At 61.6% G+C, this 16180-nt stretch carries 14 protein-coding genes; 9 read left to right on the forward strand and 5 right to left on the reverse strand.

Annotated elements, in window-relative coordinates:
- Nucleotides 1–2: 2 nt before the first annotated feature.
- From RLEG4DRAFT_RS62230 to RLEG4DRAFT_RS62250, 5 genes are all read right to left on the reverse strand, one after another.
- Complete coding sequence (locus tag RLEG4DRAFT_RS62230) at nt 3–1214, reverse strand: mandelate racemase/muconate lactonizing enzyme family protein (protein WP_003576053.1); 1212 nt, start codon at nt 1212–1214, stop codon at nt 3–5.
- Nucleotides 1211–2962 (reverse strand): ABC transporter ATP-binding protein, encoded by a 1752-nt coding sequence (locus RLEG4DRAFT_RS62235; RefSeq protein ID WP_003576051.1) that lies wholly within the window; start codon nt 2960–2962, stop codon nt 1211–1213. Before RLEG4DRAFT_RS62235 ends, RLEG4DRAFT_RS62230 begins: the two co-directional genes overlap by 4 nt.
- A gap of 7 nt (nt 2963–2969) precedes the next feature.
- The gene (locus RLEG4DRAFT_RS62240) at nt 2970–4091 is read right to left on the reverse strand and encodes an ABC transporter permease (RefSeq protein ID WP_003576049.1); all 1122 of its coding nucleotides are present in this window, start codon (nt 4089–4091) and stop codon (nt 2970–2972) included.
- Nucleotides 4092–4100: 9 nt separating this feature from the next.
- Nucleotides 4101–5087, reverse strand: a complete 987-nt coding sequence (locus RLEG4DRAFT_RS62245; RefSeq protein WP_003576048.1) for an ABC transporter permease — start codon at nt 5085–5087, stop codon at nt 4101–4103.
- Between the two features lie 122 nt (nt 5088–5209).
- A complete protein-coding gene (locus tag RLEG4DRAFT_RS62250) occupies nt 5210–7150 on the reverse strand; it encodes an ABC transporter substrate-binding protein (protein ID WP_003576047.1) in 1941 nt (646 codons plus the stop codon).
- A 301-nt stretch (nt 7151–7451) separates the two neighbouring features.
- On the opposite strand from RLEG4DRAFT_RS62250, the gene RLEG4DRAFT_RS62255 reads away from it, so the two are divergent.
- From RLEG4DRAFT_RS62255 to RLEG4DRAFT_RS62295, 9 genes are read left to right on the forward strand one after another with little or no spacing between them, the layout of a single operon-like run.
- Entirely contained in the window at nt 7452–8165 is a 714-nt protein-coding gene (locus tag RLEG4DRAFT_RS62255; protein WP_003576045.1) for a FadR/GntR family transcriptional regulator, read from the forward strand.
- Between the two features lie 20 nt (nt 8166–8185).
- Nucleotides 8186–9016, forward strand: a complete 831-nt coding sequence (locus tag RLEG4DRAFT_RS62260; protein WP_003576043.1) for an NAD-dependent epimerase/dehydratase family protein — start codon at nt 8186–8188, stop codon at nt 9014–9016.
- Nucleotides 9013–9888 carry an SMP-30/gluconolactonase/LRE family protein gene (locus tag RLEG4DRAFT_RS62265; protein ID WP_003576041.1) on the forward strand — a complete coding sequence of 292 codons (876 nt, stop codon included), beginning with the start codon at nt 9013–9015 and terminating at the stop codon, nt 9886–9888. The genes RLEG4DRAFT_RS62260 and RLEG4DRAFT_RS62265 overlap by 4 nt, the downstream gene beginning before the upstream one ends.
- A gap of 34 nt (nt 9889–9922) precedes the next feature.
- Nucleotides 9923–10876, forward strand: coding sequence for a dihydrodipicolinate synthase family protein (locus tag RLEG4DRAFT_RS62270; protein WP_003576038.1), 954 nt, complete (start codon nt 9923–9925; stop codon nt 10874–10876).
- 45 nt (nt 10877–10921) lie between these two features.
- Complete coding sequence (locus RLEG4DRAFT_RS62275) at nt 10922–12508, forward strand: ABC transporter substrate-binding protein (RefSeq protein ID WP_003576037.1); 1587 nt, start codon at nt 10922–10924, stop codon at nt 12506–12508.
- 5 nt (nt 12509–12513) lie between these two features.
- A complete protein-coding gene (locus tag RLEG4DRAFT_RS62280; protein ID WP_003576036.1) occupies nt 12514–13611 on the forward strand; it encodes an ABC transporter permease in 1098 nt (365 codons plus the stop codon).
- 4 nt (nt 13612–13615) lie between these two features.
- Nucleotides 13616–14551, forward strand: a complete 936-nt coding sequence (locus tag RLEG4DRAFT_RS62285; protein ID WP_003576034.1) for an ABC transporter permease — start codon at nt 13616–13618, stop codon at nt 14549–14551.
- The gene (locus RLEG4DRAFT_RS62290; RefSeq protein ID WP_003576032.1) at nt 14548–15405 is read left to right on the forward strand and encodes an ABC transporter ATP-binding protein; all 858 of its coding nucleotides are present in this window, start codon (nt 14548–14550) and stop codon (nt 15403–15405) included. The genes RLEG4DRAFT_RS62285 and RLEG4DRAFT_RS62290 overlap by 4 nt, the downstream gene beginning before the upstream one ends.
- The gene (locus RLEG4DRAFT_RS62295; RefSeq protein ID WP_003576031.1) at nt 15402–16145 is read left to right on the forward strand and encodes an ABC transporter ATP-binding protein; all 744 of its coding nucleotides are present in this window, start codon (nt 15402–15404) and stop codon (nt 16143–16145) included. Before RLEG4DRAFT_RS62290 ends, RLEG4DRAFT_RS62295 begins: the two co-directional genes overlap by 4 nt.
- Nucleotides 16146–16180 lie beyond the last annotated feature (35 nt).

The raw sequence follows: 16180 nt of genomic DNA on the forward strand, positions 1-16180 counted from the left end.
TTCTAGCGATTGAAATAGCTGCGGCGCGCCACGCGCGTCTGCACGTAGACATGTTCGTTGCTGGTTCCGGGATTGTAGGCGCCGGCGGCCTGCGGCACCGAGACATTGCCGCTGCTCGGAAAGCGCGCGACGAAAGCCTCGTCGATATCGCAGCCAAGACCCGGGCCATCGGGGACGGCGATCAAGCCGTCAACCTGTTGCGGATGCGGCACGATCGTCTGGCAGCGGCCGTCCCAGTCGTCGTCGAGGCGCTCGAGGATGAGGCCGTTCGGGATGGCGGCCAGCAGATGCAAGGCCGCATATTCCGCCACCGGCCCGAGTGAACCCGAATGCGGCGCCATCTGGATATGATGGGCTTCGGCCATGGCGGCGATCTTCTTCATCTGGGTGATGCCGCCGGCCCGGCCGGTATCCGGCTGGATCACGTCGACCAGTTCCTTCTCGATCAGCTCGCGCTCGCCGAAAATGGTTGCCGAGCGCTCACCGGCCGCAAGCGGCATATGCGCTGCGTCGCGGATCCGCCGGTAGCCGTCAATATTCTCCGGCGCGATTGGATCTTCCACCCACATCAATTCATAGGGTTCGAGCGCCCGCACCAGCCGGCATGCATCGGCAGGCGTCAGCCATGGCGGCCCATGCAGATCGATGGCTATATCCATGTCGTCGCCGACGGCATCGCGAAGTGCTGCGACCTTGCGAACGGGATCTGCGACACCACCGCACTTGATCGCCTTTATGCCGCGTTCCTTAAGGGCAAGCGCGCGCTCCGGCGTATTCGCGTGCGAATAGATCGGGATCCGGTCGCGCACCTTACCGCCGAGCAGCATCCAGACCGGCACGCCGAGCGCCTTGCCCTTGATGTCCCAGAGCGCCATGTCGATGCCGGTCATCGCACCGCCCCCGACAGTCCCCAGCATGCCATGGCCCATCATGGCGATATGCATCTTCTGCCACAGCCGTTCGATATGGGCCGGATCTTCACCGATCAGCAGTGGCGCGAGATCATGGATCGCCGTCTCGACGACCCGGGGCCAGCCCGAGCATTCACCGATGCCGGTGATGCCCTCGTCGGTATCGATCTTCAGAAACAGCCAGTTTCTGGTGCCGCCGAACTGCTTGGAGGTGCCGGCACCCGAGAGTTGGTCGGCAGCCCAATTCTCGGGGTCAGGCTGACCGACATGCATGAGAAAGGTGCGGATTCCGGTAATTTTCATCTCTGAGAACTTCCATTCTTCAGATTATTTGGCTTCAGATTGTCTGGCTTCAGAATATCTGGCGCGACGTAGCGGAAACGCCTGGAATGATCGCGGTCGCGCGGATCGGGACGTGGGATCGCCGATATCAGCGCCTGCGTGTAGGCGTGCTCGGGGGTGCGGCAGACCTGTTCCGCCTCGCCGATTTCGACCAACTGGCCTTTGTACATGACGCCGACACGGTCGCACATGTAGCGGATGACGCCGATGTCGTGGCTGATGAAGATATAGGCGAGGCCGAGTTCGTCCTGCAGGCGCATGAGTAGGTCAAGCACCTGCGAGCGCACCGAGACGTCGAGCGCCGAGGTTGCCTCGTCGGCAACGATGACGCGCGGATTGAGCGTGATGGCGCGGGCAATGCCGATCCGCTGGCGCTGACCGCCGGAGAATGCGTGCGGGTAGCGTTCACGCGCCCTCGGATCGAGGCCCACCTGCTCCATGAGATGGCAAACCCGCTCGTCCAGCGCCCGCCCCTTGGCGACGCCGTTGACGAGCAGCGGCTCGCCGATGATCTGGGAGACGGTCATGCGTGGGTTGAGGGAGCCGAAAGGATCCTGGAACACCATTCGCAATTCCCGCCGTGCGGCGGCCAGCGTCTGACCTTTCGCCGTTGCCAGATCGATGATGTTGCCGTCGGCGCGGCGGTAAAGGATTTCGCCGGCAGTCGGATCAATCAGCCGCATGATCGAGCGGCCCATCGTCGTCTTGCCGGATCCGCTCTCGCCGACGATGCCGAGCGTTTCGCCCGGCAGAAGCGAAATGGAGACATCGTCGAGCGCTTTGACTTCACCGAAATCCATCGAGACATTGCGGAGTTCGAGGATCGGTGCTGCAGTCCTGTCGAGCGGCGCGCGCGCCAGACGGATTTCGGCCTTCTGCTCCAACTTCAGCACCGAGCCGATGAGCATGCGGGTATAATCGTCTTGCGGGGAATGAAAGATCTGCTCGACCGGTGCATATTCCTTGGCGACGCCGTTGTGCATCACCAGCACGTCGTCGGCGATCTGCGCCACGACGCCCATGTCATGGGTGATGAACAGAACGGCCATTCCGTTGGCCTTCTGCAGCCGGGCGATCAGGTCGAGAATCTCGGCCTGTGTCGTCACGTCGAGGGCCGTGGTCGGCTCGTCGGCGATCAGCAGCTGCGGTTTGCAGGCGAGCGCCATGGCGATCATCGCCCGCTGGCGCATGCCGCCGGAATATTGGAAGGCATATCGATCCAGGGCTTTCTCCGGTGAGGGAATTTCGACCTGCTTGAGCAGCGATATGGCTTCAGCCCGCGCCTCTGCCTTGCTCATCCTGGTGTGCAGGCGAAGCGCCTCGACGATCTGGTTGCCGACCGTGTGGATCGGCGACAGCGACGACATCGGCTCTTGGAAGATCATCGCGATGTCGCGGCCGCGGATCGCCCGGATCTGGCGCCCGCGCGGATTGAGGCTGGTCAGATTGGTCGAGCCGCCGTTCTGATCGTTCAATATGATCGATCCGGCCGCAATGCGGCCGGGCGCGTCGACGATCTGCAGGATCGAACGCGCCGTCACCGACTTGCCGGATCCGCTTTCTCCGACGACACAGAGCGTCTTGCCCGGTTCGATCGAGAAAGACAGATCGCTGACGGCGCGAAAGACGCCGGTGCGCAGAGGGAATTCGACGGTCAGGTTTTTCACCTGGAGCAACGGCCTGCCGGCAATGGGAACGATATCGGTCATGCCGGCCTCATTTGTTGTAGGGATCGGCTGCATCGCGCAGGCCGTCGCCGAGAAGGTTGAGCGCCATCACGGCAACCACGACGGCGCAGCCCGGCATGAAAAGCCAAGGTGCGGTGGCGATCGAGCGAATGTTCTGGGCCTCGCGCAGCAGCACGCCCCAGGAGATGGTCGGCGGCTGCAGCCCGAGCCCCAAGAAGGAGAGAGAGGTTTCGGCAAGGATCATCGCCGGCACCGCGAGCGTGATCGACGCGATGATGTGGCTGGCAAAGCTCGGCAGCATATGGCGAAAGATGATGCGTCCTTCGCGAACGCCGTCCAGCCTGGCGGCGGCGACGAATTCCTCGGTGCGCAGGGACAGGAAACGGCCGCGGACGACGCGGGCGAGCTGCGCCCAGCCGGTCAGCGACAGGATGATCGTAATCATCATATATTGCAGCGTCGCCGGCCAGTCCTGAGGCAGCGCCGCGGCCATGGCGAGCCAGATCGGGATCGTCGGCAGTGACAGCACGAAATCGATCACGCGCTGCATGAAGAAATCGATGCGGCCGCCGTAATATCCCGAGATGCCGCCAATCACGATGCCGAGCATCAACGACAGAAAGACGCCGACAAGGCCGATCGACAACGAAATCTGCGAACCCTGTATCGTTCGGCTGAAGACATCGCGTCCAAGCCGGTCGGCGCCGAAGAGAAGCAGCGGCGTCGTCTTGTCGGGCGAAGCGATCAGATGGATGTTGGTATTGAAGAGGCCAAACACCGAATATTCATAGCCACGTCCGAAGAACTGGACGTCGACACGCTTCGTCGTGTCTTCCTTGAAGATGGCGGCCAGCGTTTCCGGATCGCGGGTCAGCTTCATCGGATAATAATGCGGGCCGAAGGAGAAGCCGTTCTGCGTATCGATCAGGTGCAATCTCTGCGGCGGGTGAAAGGTCGCCCGCGCATTTTGCAGATACGGATCGTTGATGGCGAAGAAGCCGGGAACCAGGGCAACGATATACATCATCACGGTGACGACGAGCGCCACCATGGCCAGCCGGTGCCGGCGGAAAGCCCACCAGATGAGCTGCCATTGCGATGCGACCGCGGCGCGATCCGGCTGAATATTTGTAACGGCAATGTCAGCCATGGGAGGCTCCTATTCCAACCGGATGCGGGGATCGACCAGCGCAAGCAGGATATCGCTGATCAGAGAGCCTATCAGCGTCAGCGCGCAGATCAGCAGAACGAAGGCACCCGCCAGATACATGTCCTGGGCCATCAGCGCTTGCAGCAGCAGGGGGGCAGCCGTCGGCAGATTGAGGACGATGGCGACGACGACCGAGCCGGAGATGAGGTTGGGCAGCAGCCAGGCAATCGTCGAGATGAACGGATTAAGCGCGATCATCAACGGATATTTCATCAGCAGCCGGAATTCCGACAGCCCTTTTGCCCGTGCCGTGGTCACGTAAGGCTTCGGCAGTTCGTCGAGCATGTTCGCGCGCATGACGCGGATGAGGCTCGCCGTCGAAGAAACGGCAAGAATGATGACCGGAAGCCAGAGATGCGAGAAGAGATCGACCATCTTGGCGAAGCTCCAGGATGCGTTCTCGTATTCCGGCGAAAACAGCCCTCCGACATCCTGTCCGAATTCGACCGCCGCGACATACATCAGCACCAGCGCCAGCAGGAAGGACGGAACGGCAAGGCCGAAGAAGGTGAAGGCTGTGAAGAAATAGTCGCCGATCGAATATTTTCGCACGGCCGAATAGACGCCGATCGGCAGTGCGATCGCCCAGGTGGCGATCAATGTCGACAGAGCCAGAACGAGGGTCAGCGCCATGCGCTCCCAGATCAGGTCGGAGACGGGCTGCTGCCACTCGAAGGAAATACCGAAATCGCCACGCGAGAGGATGCCCCAGATCCATTTGAAATATTGGACGAGCATTGGATCACCGAGGCCGAAACGCTCGCGCAATTGCGCCGCGGTGTTCTGATCAACGATCTCGTTGGAGGCCGCCAGCGTCGCGATATAGGTGGTGACATAATCGCCCGGCGGCAGCTGGATCAGCACGAAAGCAAGGAAGCTGACGGCAAAAAGCGATGGAATCATCCACAGCAAGCGTTTGGCGATGAAGACCAGCATGAGGCGCCTCTTGCATTGAACACCGCCTTCCGGGCCTTGCCGGCTGTCAAGGCCGGCAAGGCATCTCGGAGGGCGAACTGAAGAAAGCGCCGTACCGTCGGGCACGGCGCCAGAGATCCAAATCAGCTCGTGAAGGTGAATTGCTGCGGCAGCGCCGGCCCCGGATTGGGCCAAGACCAGCTATCCGGTTGCTTTTCGGGAACATTGCGCAGGTTGTTGCGAATGATGCCGAAGCCGCCGACCGCAAGGCAAAGGCCGACAGTCTCGAATTCCTCCGCGGCGATATCGAAGATCTGCTTCATGACCGCACCGCGCTTGTCGAGATCAGCCGTCGAACGCGCTTCGTCGAAGAGCTTCATGCGCTTCTTCTGGCTTTCCGGGGGTTCTTCGCCGCGTGCACCGTTGGAGGTGTACCATAGCGTCCACGGAATGGCGTAGCGCGATCCCTGCGGATGGAAGGCGAAGAAATCGCGCGGGTCGAGCATCGGATCGAGACCGCCGGGGCCTGGCCACACCTGCGCATCATGGGCGTTGTCGTCGCCGCGGGTGTAATAGAGCGCCCGTTCGATTGTGTTGACCTTCATATCGATGCCGATCTGAGCCCAATGCGTCTTGACCAGTTCGAGCGCGTCGACAAGGTCGGGATAGAGCGTCGGAATGACGTCGATCGAGAAGAACACCTTCTGGCCGTCCGGCCGGAGGCGGAAACCGTCGCCGCCTTTCTTGTAGCCGGCCTGATCGAGCATGGCGCCTGCCTTGTCGGCGTCATATTCGGTGAATTGGCGCGCGTACTTCTCGTGGTACCAGGGATGGGTCGGACGGGGTCCGGCCTGGTAGGGCTCGCTCTGCCCGAAATAGACGATATCGATGAGCTCCGGGCGGTTGATGCCGATCGACAACGCCTGCCGGAACGATTTATCCGCAAACATCTTGCGCATGGCAGGATCTTTGTGGGTGATATTGAAGTAGATCTGGCACTGTTGCGAAGCCGAAGGCACGAGCGTCAGCAGTCGATAGTCGCCTTTCTGCATGTTCTGAGACAGCGTCGGCTTATTGGCGAGCACGCTGATGTGACGCTCCTGGATATCGATCTTACCGGAGATGACGTTCAGCATCAGCGATTCGACGTCCTGCGAGATGCCGAAATTGATCTCATCGATATAGGGAAGCTGATTGCCCTCGGTATCGACCTGCCAGAAATAAGGATTACGGGCCATGACGACACGCGTCGCACCGCCGGCATAGGGCTCCTTGACCACCCATGGATCGAGCGTCGGCTTGTCGACATTGCCCCACCGCGACGGGATCTCGATGTCACCGCAACGGCTGCGGAACAGCTCCGTCCAGCTGGTGACGCCGGCCTTCTTCGCATCGGCTTCGATATTGGGATTATATTTCGGCAGGAACTGGCTGCAATAATGCTTCGGAAAGAGCGTCGGATGCTGACCAAGCGGGGTGGCGAGGTTTTCCAGGTAAAGCGCGTTGGCCGCAGCAAAGGTGAACTTCACTGTATAGTCGTCGACCTTTTCGACGGTGACCGGCTTGCCGGCAACAGCAAGCTGGGCCGGTGTCGCGCTGTAGAGTTCGGTGTTCTTGACGCAGTCTTCGATCGCAAAAACGACGTCATCCGCCGTAAAGGGACGACCGTCGGACCAGCGTACGCCTTCGATGAGATGGAAGGTGAATTGCGTTGCGTCGTCGCTGACTTCCCAGCGTTCGGCAAGATTCGGCTCCACAGCGGTAAATTCGAGGTTCCAGCGCACCAGGCTCTGGTTGCCCACCATGCGCAGAATGCCGTTATGGTCGGATGAACCGCGAAGGCCGCGGCGCAGGGAACCGCCATAGGTGCCGACTTTCTCGAACGGCTTGACGACCATCGGCTTCTTCGGCAGGCGCTCGGCGAGCGGCGGCAGTTTTCCGTCTTTCACAAGCTGTGCAAGTGCCGGGGCTTCACCGCCTGCGGCAGCGGATACGCGACCGGCGACGGATAGCGCTGCTACACCGGCCATGCCGCCAAGCACGGCCCGGCGGGTAACGCCACGCGACAGTATTTCATTAGGCATCGAGTTCCTCCGTTTTTATGCCGGCGCAGCGTTTGGACCGGCGGATGCGGCGGGCTCCCGACCCGCCGCTCGCGCCCTCCTCGGCGCTAGGACCGAACCATAGACACGTTCCCAAATGATTACAAGAGTTGACAGATAATTACAAATTTTGTAGCGATGCAACAACGAGGCCGGGAGGGCCTTCCCAGAAAACAAGGCTAATGCGAATAAGACGCGACGATCTGTCAGAAGCTGTACGTTGCTCTGGCGAATATTAATTGGCGACAGCGAGCGCCCACAGCGTTCAGAGAAAAGGACGATCATGACATTCGCAGTCGACGCCGTTTCGAACAGAGCCGCAACGCGCTTCAGCGACATCATCTATGAGAAGATCGTTGGGATGATCGCCGACGGCAACTTTCCGGTGAACGAACGGCTGCCTTCGGAGACGAAGCTCGCTGCTGATTTCGGCGCATCGAGGCCCGTCGTGCGCGAAGCGCTCGAACGCTTGAGAGCCGATGGTCTGGTCGTTTCGCGCAAGGGGTCCGGCTCCTATGTCAGGCAGAGGCCGGATTCGTCGATGCTGAAAATGGTGCCGGTCGGATCGCTCGCCGATGTCCAACGGTTTTTCGAATTCCGCGCCGGTCTCGAAGCCGAGGCCGCGGAGCTTGCCGCGCGAAACTGGCAGGCGGAGGACAGGGACCGGATAACGGCGGCGCTTGTTGCGATCGAGCAATGCCTGCGCAACGGAGAGCTTGGCGCCGAGGAGGACCAGGCTCTGCATGATGCAATCGCCATGGCGACCGGTAACCAGTTCCACATCACCGTACGCGAATGGTTCAGGCCGCATTTCGCCATCGGGCATTCCGTGACGCGAAGCTTGAGCCTGAAACGGACGCTGGAACAGATCCGCAGCGTCCAGGACGAGCACGCGGTGATCGTTGAGGCGATCTTCGCACGGCGGGAAACCGAAGCGCACGATGCGATGAAGAAACACATACTGAATGCTCGCGCCCGCATGTTCCAGGGCGTTTGAGTAGGAATGGGAGGAAGACGATGAAACGGATCGCTGTGACGGGGGCTGCCGGACGTGTCGGAACGCTGCTGCGACCACTCCTTCGCGCTGATGTCGAACAGGTCAGCCTGATCGATCTGCAGGAGCCCGCCGGGCTTAGCGAAAACGAGACGTTCGTCAGGGCCGACCTGACAAAGCTCGACGAGGCAACGGCTGCGCTGAAGGATATCGACGGCGTCGTTCATCTCGCTGGCATCGCAAGCGGCATCGACATGAACGCCATCCTGCACGCAAATGTGCTTGGAACCTATAATCTCTACGAAGCGGCGCGGACAAACAGGGTCCAGCGGGTCGTCTATGCATCGAGCAACCATGCGACCGGTTTCTATCCTCGTGGCCAAATCATATCGCCGCTCGTTCCCATGCGCCCCGACAGCCCGTACGGGCTCTCCAAATGCTGGGGCGAACTGGTGGCGGGGCTTTACTACGACACGACGGGCATTCGCTCCCTTTCCATCCGCATCGGCAATGCCGGCACCTATCCCAACAGTGAGCGATCGGTTGCGATCTGGATCAGCCCGCGGGATCTGGCGCAGCTTGTGCGGATCGGGCTGTCCCATCCGCTGATTGCCGCGACAGTCGTCTATGGCGTTTCAGATACCGACGAGAAATGGTGGGACAATGATCTGGCGACGAGGCTCGGCTACCGGCCACAGGACCGGCCGCGCGACCACGCCCGCATCGAACAGGGGTCCGAAGGGCCGGTCGCGCTGGCGTTCCAGGGTGGTGGGTTCTGCGAGATCAATCACGACGGAACCGTCCGCATGCGTGACGCCGAAGGTTTGGCCAAGAGCCTGGAGGCGGCCGAATGACGGCGCCTAAAATCATCCGGCCGGATGTCCGTTCGGTGATCCAGCAGCCACTGACGGTCGGTGAATCACCGGTATGGGACGATGAGACCGGCACCCTATGGCTGGTCGATATTCTGGCACCGGCGCTTGTGCGGCTTTCGGCCACAGGACAGATCGATCGCTTCGACATGCCGGCCGCAATCGGCTGTCTCGGGCTTTGCCGCGATCACAGGATCGCCGTGGCGCTTCAGACGGGCGTCCATCTTTTCGATCCCCTCTCTGGTGATATCGAATTTCTGTGCGATCCGGTTGGGCGTGATTTCAACGGCCGCCTCAACGACGGCAAGGTCGGCCCCGACGGGCACTTCTGGATCGGCTCGATTAGCGAGGCCAAGCCGCAGACCGATGAGGCAGCACTTTACCGCGTGGGGGCAGATGGCAGCACGCGGACCGTTGCAACAGGACTGACGAGCTCCAACGGCCTTGCCTGGTCGCCGGACGGCCGGCGGATGTATCACTCCGACAGCCGTCAATGTTTCCTGCAGGCATTCGACTTTGAACCCGATACGGGTGATTTGGGCGACGGCCGCCGGCTTCGCAGCTTCACGGAAGAGGACGGGCGACCGGACGGAGCGGCGGTCGATCGTGACGGCTTTTACTGGAGCGCCGGCGTTTCGGCCGGTCGCCTCAACCGCATGTCGAGCGAAGGCGAAATCGTCGAGATCTACGTTCTGCCCGTCCCGGCACCGACGATGCCCTGTTTCGGAGGACCGGATCTCAGGACCCTCTTCATCACCAGCCTGTCGACGGACCGCACCGGACGTTTCGAAGCAGGCACGGTCATCGCCTTCGATGTGGATGCGGAGGGCTTGGCGCCCTTCCGCTTCGGATGACGATCATTTTGATGGAAGCTAACGGGGAAGAAAAATGAGCATCGCGATCATGCGAAAGGCGCTCACGGGCGTTTCGGGGGTTCCCGTCACGGCCTATGACGGTAATGGCGAAGTCGAACCGCAGACGACGGCGAAGGTCTATGCGCGAGTAGCGGCGGCGGGCATTCACAACATCGTCGCTGCCGGCAATACCGGGGAATTCTATGCGCTGACGCCACAGGAAATCCGCATCGTTCACGAGGCGGCGGTATCGGGCGTTAACGGCCGGGCGCCAGTGACGGCGGCGATCGGCCGGTCGCTGCGCGAGGCGATCGGCATGGCGAGGGATGCGGCGGCGATCGGCGCATCCGCCGTCATGTCGCACCAGCCCGTCGATCCTTTCGCAGCACCTTCGGCCCAGATCGATTATTTCTGCAATCTCGCCGATGCTTCCACCCTGCCGCTGATCGCCTACGTCAGAGCCGAGGGTTTCGGTGTCGACGATATCGTCCGTCTCGCCAACCACGGCAATATTGCAGGAATCAAATTTGCCACGACCGATCTGATGCTGCTGTCGCGCGCGATTCCCGCTGCCGATCCGGCCGGCGCGCTGTTCGTCTGCGGCCTGGCGGAAAGCTGGGCGTCGACATTCACCGCGGCCGGCGCGCGCGGTTTCACCTCCGGCCTCGTCAATGTCGCACCGCAACTGTCGCTTGCCGTTCACGCTGCGCTCGAAAAAGGCGATTTCGCCGCGGCGCGCGTAATCGTCAACAAGCTCGAACCCTTCGAGCGGATGCGGACGAAGTTCCGCAATGGCGCCAACGTCACTGTCGTCAAGGAGGCCGTCACCTATTCCGGCCTCGATGTCGGCCCGGTGCGAGTGCCGGGATTGCCGCTGCTCGACCGGCATGATCGCGAAGAACTTCATCGACTGCTTCAAGGCTGGGAGGCCGAGGGCAGCATTCAAGCTAATCCGGACCGGCGGCAGTCTGCCGAAGCAGCCGGCTGAGTTCGACATTATTTTTTGAAAACAACAGGATTGGGAGGTCTAGAGATGCTGAAACAGCTACTGACAACGATCGCAATTACCGGGGCACTGATGACGACGCAGCCTGCCTGGGCGGCATCGCCGCCCAATATGCTGGTGATCGGCACCAATCTCACCGGCATCCGGACGCTTGATCCGGCCCAGAACAATGCCCGCACGGTTTCGGAGGTGATCTCGAACCTCTACGACAACCTCGTGCAGCTGTCGCCGGACGATCTTAAAACGCTGAAGCCGATGCTTGCCACCGCATGGAGTGTCTCGGACGATGGCAAGATCATCACCCTGACCTTGCGCGACGACGCCGTCTTCCAGAGCGGCAACAAGGTGACCGCCGAGGATGCGGCCTGGTCGATCCAGCGCGTCATCAAGATGGGACAAGTCGGCTCCACCGACGTCGCACTCTGGGGCTACAAGCCTGACAACGTCGAAAAACTGGTTCGGGCAAAGGACGAACATACGCTCGAGATCGAGCTGCCGCAGACCGTGAACACCGACCTGGTGCTCTATTCGCTGGCCGGCTCGTCGATCGGCATCGTCGACAAGAAGACGGTACTGTCGCATGAAGCGAACGGTGATTTCGGCGGCGCCTGGCTTTCGGCCAATTCCGCTGGCAGCGGACCATTCAGCCTGGCGCAATGGCGGCCGAACGATGTAGCAATCTTCAATGCACAGCCGAAATATTGGGGCGGCAAGCCGGCCATGGCCCGCGTCGTTGCCCGCCACATCCCGGAATCCGGCAATCTCCGGCTGCAGCTCGAAGCCGGCGACGTCGATGTCGGCCAGTATGTGGCAAGCGGCGATCTCGATGCGCTGTCCACCAACAAGGATATGGTGATCGACAATGTCCCGGGTCTCGGCTTCTATTACATCGCCCTCAATCAGAAGGACCCGGATCTGCAGAAGCCGAAGGTTCGCGAGGCCTTCCAGCACGCATTCGACTGGAAGGCGATCTCCGGCAATATCATGCGCTATACCGGCTTTCCCTGGCAGTCGATGATCCCGCGCGGCATGATCGGCGCTCCCGATGAGGCTGCCGTCCGCTATGATTACGATCCCGCCAAGGCCAAGCAGCTGCTGGCGGAGGCCGGATATCCCAACGGCCTGAAGAAAGTCCTCAATCCCTCGGGGGCGCCAACCCTGCCCTTCGCCGAAGCGCTGCAGGCGAGCGCGCGGGCCGCCGGTTTCGATCTCGATCTGGTTCCGGGCGAATTCACCCCCGCTTTCCGCGAGCGCAAATTCGAAGTGCTGCTCGGCAATTCCGGCGCCCGCCTGCCCGATCCCTTCGCCGTCGCCACCCAATATGCCTTCAACCCCGACAATAGCGACGAGGCGCGCCTCGGCAGCTATTATCTTTGGCGCACGGGCATGAAGGTGGACGACCTCAACACACTCATCGATCAATCGATGAGGGAGCGCGACACGCAAAAGCGCACCGACATCTTCAAGAAGATGGACGGGATCTATGCCGGCATGGCTTCGCCGCTCGTCATCTTCTTCCAGCGAACCGACCCCTATGTCATGCGCGCAAACGTGAAGGGCTATCACGGGCACACGACATGGTCGACGCGCTGGCATGACGTGACCAAGGAGTAGAGCGCGTGGCGAGCGCCGATCTGACATCGAAGCAGGAGGTGAGCCGCCGCTCAACGGCGGGCGGGTTCACCGAGGCGGCCCCGCACCCGGCACTCAGCCTGCTGCGGCGCCTGGCGGGACGCCTAGTGGCTGTCGTCACGACGCTGCTTGGCCTGCTTTTCCTGACCTTCTCGATGGGCCGTCTGCTGCCTGCCGACCCGGTGCTTGCCATCACCGGGGCGGAGGTCAGCAAGGAGGTTTATGACCGGGTCTATAACGAGCTTGGGCTCGGGCAACCGATCTGGATGCAGTTTCTCTCCTATGTCGGAAAGATCGCCACAGGCAATCTCGGCACATCGGCGACCACGGGCCAGCCGATCCTCACCGATCTGATGACGATCTTTCCGGCGACGATCGAGCTTGCGATCATCGCCATGATCATCGGCGCCATGATCGGTATTCCCTTAGGCGTCACGGCTGCCGTCAGGCGCGGAACGATCATCGATCACATCGCCCGGATCGTGGCGCTTGCCGGCCACTCCATCCCGATCTTCTGGACCGGGCTGATGGCGCTCTTCGTTTTCTACGCCAAGCTGAAGCTGGTCGGCGCATCGGGCCGGGTCGACGTCTTCTACGAAGGCCTCGTCACGCCAATGACCGGCTTTCTGTTGATCGACGCGGCGATACAGCAGCAATGGGACGTATTCCACAACGCTCTCGGCCACATCATCCTGCCAGCTGCGATCCTCGGCTATTATTCCGTCGCCTATATCAGCCGCATGTCGCGAAGCTTCATGCTGGAACAGCTCAGCCAGGAATACATCATCACCGCACGGGCAAAGGGGCTCGGCACCCGCAAGGTCGTCTGGCGCCATGCCTTCCGGAACATTCGCGTGCAGCTGCTGACAATCCTCGCGCTGACCTTCGGCGGGCTGCTCGAGGGCGCGGTGCTGATCGAGACGGTCTTCGGCTGGCCAGGACTCGGCCAGTATCTCACCCGCGGGCTGCAGATGAACGACATGAACGTGGTGATGGGTTCGGTGCTGACGATCGGCGCCGTCTTCCTGACCATCAACATCGTGTCGGACTTCCTCTATCGCATTCTTGATCCGAGGACACGGTGACGCCATGACGATCTCTACCGAAGACGCAGACAGCGCCCACATCGGCGGCCTCCGCAAATGGCTGCTGGCGCCGGAGCCTCAGGGCTGGTTTCAGTCGACGACGCAGCAGATCCACCAGGGCTGGCTGAAATTCAGCCTGCACCCGCTTGGCCTTGCCGGCCTCGTCGTCATCGTGCTCTTGATCGTCGTGGCGACGGCAGCCCCTCTGCTCACCAGCTACGATCCGATCGTGCAGGATATGGCCGGGCGGCTTGCGCCCCCCTCGGCGGCTCATCTTCTCGGCACCGACAATTTCGGCCGCGATGTCTTTGCGCGGGTGATCTACGGCGCCCGCACGACGCTCTACATCATCATGCTCGTCACGATCATCGTTGCACCGCTCGGCCTGCTGATCGGCACGGTCTCTGGCTATTTCGGCGGCATCGTCGACGAAATTCTGATGCGCATCACTGATATTTTCCTCTCCTTCCCCGGCCTGGTGCTGGCGCTCGGTTTCGCCGCAGCCCTCGGCCCCGGCATCACCAATGCGATCATCGCCATTTCGCTGACGGCCTGGCCGCCGATCGCGCGGCTGGCGCGCGCCGAGACGCTCAGTCTGCGCAAGGTCGACTATATCGCCGCTGTGCGCCTGCAGGGCGCGACACCGATCGCGATCATCACCCGCCACATCCTGCCGATGTGCATTCCTTCGGTGATCGTCCGCGTCACGCTCAACATGTCCGGAATCATTATCACCGCCGCCGGCCTTGGCTTTCTCGGCCTCGGCGCCCAGCCGCCCTGGCCGGAATGGGGCTCGATGGCCGCCAGCGGCCGCGAGTTCATGCTCGACAGCCCCTGGGTGATTGCAGCACCCGGCATCGCCATCGCACTCGTCAGCCTCGCCTTCAATCTCGTCGGCGATGCGCTGCGCGACGTGCTCGACCCGAGAGGTTCGGAATGACAGAGCCCCTGATCGATATCCGCAACCTCGAAATCGCCTATGGCGGCGGCCACATGCGCGCGGTGCGCGGCGTGAGTTTTACGCTCGGACAGGAAAAGCTCGGCATCGTCGGCGAATCCGGGTCAGGAAAATCGACCGTCGGCCGCGCGATCATGAAGCTGCTGCCGCCAACCGCAAAGGTCAGCGCCGAACAGATGCGCTTTCGCGACGTCGACCTCATCAAAGCAAGCGAACGAAAGATGATGACGATCCGGGGACGGCGGATCGGGCTGATCCTGCAGGACCCGAAATATTCGCTCAATCCCGTCATGCGGATCGGCGAACAAATCGCCGAGACTTACCGCTTCCATCATCCCAAGGTTAGCGCCAAACAGATCTACGGCCAGGCGCTCGACATGCTCGAAGCCGTGCAGATCCGCGATCCCGAGCGTGTTGCCCGCCTTTATCCGCACGAAATATCGGGCGGGATGGGCCAGCGCGTCATGATCGCCATGATGCTGATCGCCGAACCCGAAGTGCTGATCGCCGACGAGCCGACCTCCGCGCTCGACGTGACGGTCAGGCTCGAAATCCTGGCGCTGCTCGACGAACTCGTTTCACGCCGCAATCTTGGCCTGATCTTCATCAGCCACGACCTCAATCTGATCCGCAATTTCTGCGATCGCGTCCTCATCATGTATGCCGGCCGCGTCGTGGAGGTGCTCGAGGCGCGCGATCTGGACAAGGCGAAACACCCTTATACGCAGGGGCTTTTGGCGTCCCTGCCGACGATCGAGAATCCTCCTGCCCGGCTGCCGATCCTGAAGCGGGATCCCGCCTGGCTTGACGACCTCGCAGCGGAGGTGCGGCGATGATCCGGATAGACAATCTCACCATTCGTTTCGGACACGGCCAGCGGCCCGTCGTCAGAGATGTAAACCTCACAGTCGAGAGGGGAACGGCGTTCGGCCTGGTCGGCGAATCCGGCTGCGGCAAGTCCACCGTTCTCAGAGCCCTCTCCGGCCTCAACGCAAATTATGATGGCAACATCGAACTCCAGGGCGAGACGCTGGACCGGCAGCGCAGCCGGCCGTTCTTCCGCCGGGTGCAGATGGTGTTCCAGGACCCTTATGGATCGCTCCACCCCCGCAAGACCATCCGCTCGCAGCTGAAGGAACCGCTGCGCAACCAGGGGCTTGATACCAATTCCGTCGACGTCAACGCGGTGCTCCGATCGGTCGGCCTCGATCCGGCGCTGAGCTATAGATTTCCGCATCAGCTTTCCGGCGGGCAGCGCCAGCGTGTGGCAATCGCCCGCGCCCTGATGCTGAACCCGGACGTGCTGCTTCTCGACGAACCGACATCGGCGCTCGACGTTTCCGTCCAGGCCGAGATCCTCAATCTGCTGCAGGATCTGCGCGCCGAGCGCGGCCTCACCTATCTCCTGGTCAGCCACGATCTCGCCGTCGTCTCCCACATGTGCAGCCGCGTCGCCATCATGGAAGCCGGCGAGATCGTCGAACAGGTCGAAATCGAGGCATTGCGTAGAGGCGCGGTCGAACATCCCTATTCGCAACGGTTGTTGCGCGCGAGCCGGATGTACGGAAGGGCGTAACATCGATCGGTACGCCCTGCTGCTGCTTCAGCTAG

This window comes from Rhizobium leguminosarum bv. trifolii WSM2297 (assembly GCF_000271845.1).

Coding starts and splice junctions, on each gene's coding strand:
- RLEG4DRAFT_RS62255 (WP_003576045.1), top strand. CDS start 7,452: ATGACATTCGCAGTCGACGCCGTTTCGAACAGAGCCGCAACGCGCTTC.
- RLEG4DRAFT_RS62230 (WP_003576053.1), bottom strand. CDS start 1,214: ATGAAAATTACCGGAATCCGCACCTTTCTCATGCATGTCGGTCAGCCT.
- RLEG4DRAFT_RS62240 (WP_003576049.1), bottom strand. CDS start 4,091: ATGGCTGACATTGCCGTTACAAATATTCAGCCGGATCGCGCCGCGGTC.
- RLEG4DRAFT_RS62275 (WP_003576037.1), top strand. CDS start 10,922: ATGCTGAAACAGCTACTGACAACGATCGCAATTACCGGGGCACTGATG.
- RLEG4DRAFT_RS62265 (WP_003576041.1), top strand. CDS start 9,013: ATGACGGCGCCTAAAATCATCCGGCCGGATGTCCGTTCGGTGATCCAG.
- RLEG4DRAFT_RS62245 (WP_003576048.1), bottom strand. CDS start 5,087: ATGCTGGTCTTCATCGCCAAACGCTTGCTGTGGATGATTCCATCGCTT.
- RLEG4DRAFT_RS62260 (WP_003576043.1), top strand. CDS start 8,186: ATGAAACGGATCGCTGTGACGGGGGCTGCCGGACGTGTCGGAACGCTG.
- RLEG4DRAFT_RS62290 (WP_003576032.1), top strand. CDS start 14,548: ATGACAGAGCCCCTGATCGATATCCGCAACCTCGAAATCGCCTATGGC.
- RLEG4DRAFT_RS62250 (WP_003576047.1), bottom strand. CDS start 7,150: ATGCCTAATGAAATACTGTCGCGTGGCGTTACCCGCCGGGCCGTGCTT.
- RLEG4DRAFT_RS62295 (WP_003576031.1), top strand. CDS start 15,402: ATGATCCGGATAGACAATCTCACCATTCGTTTCGGACACGGCCAGCGG.
- RLEG4DRAFT_RS62270 (WP_003576038.1), top strand. CDS start 9,923: ATGAGCATCGCGATCATGCGAAAGGCGCTCACGGGCGTTTCGGGGGTT.
- RLEG4DRAFT_RS62285 (WP_003576034.1), top strand. CDS start 13,616: ATGACGATCTCTACCGAAGACGCAGACAGCGCCCACATCGGCGGCCTC.
- RLEG4DRAFT_RS62235 (WP_003576051.1), bottom strand. CDS start 2,962: ATGACCGATATCGTTCCCATTGCCGGCAGGCCGTTGCTCCAGGTGAAA.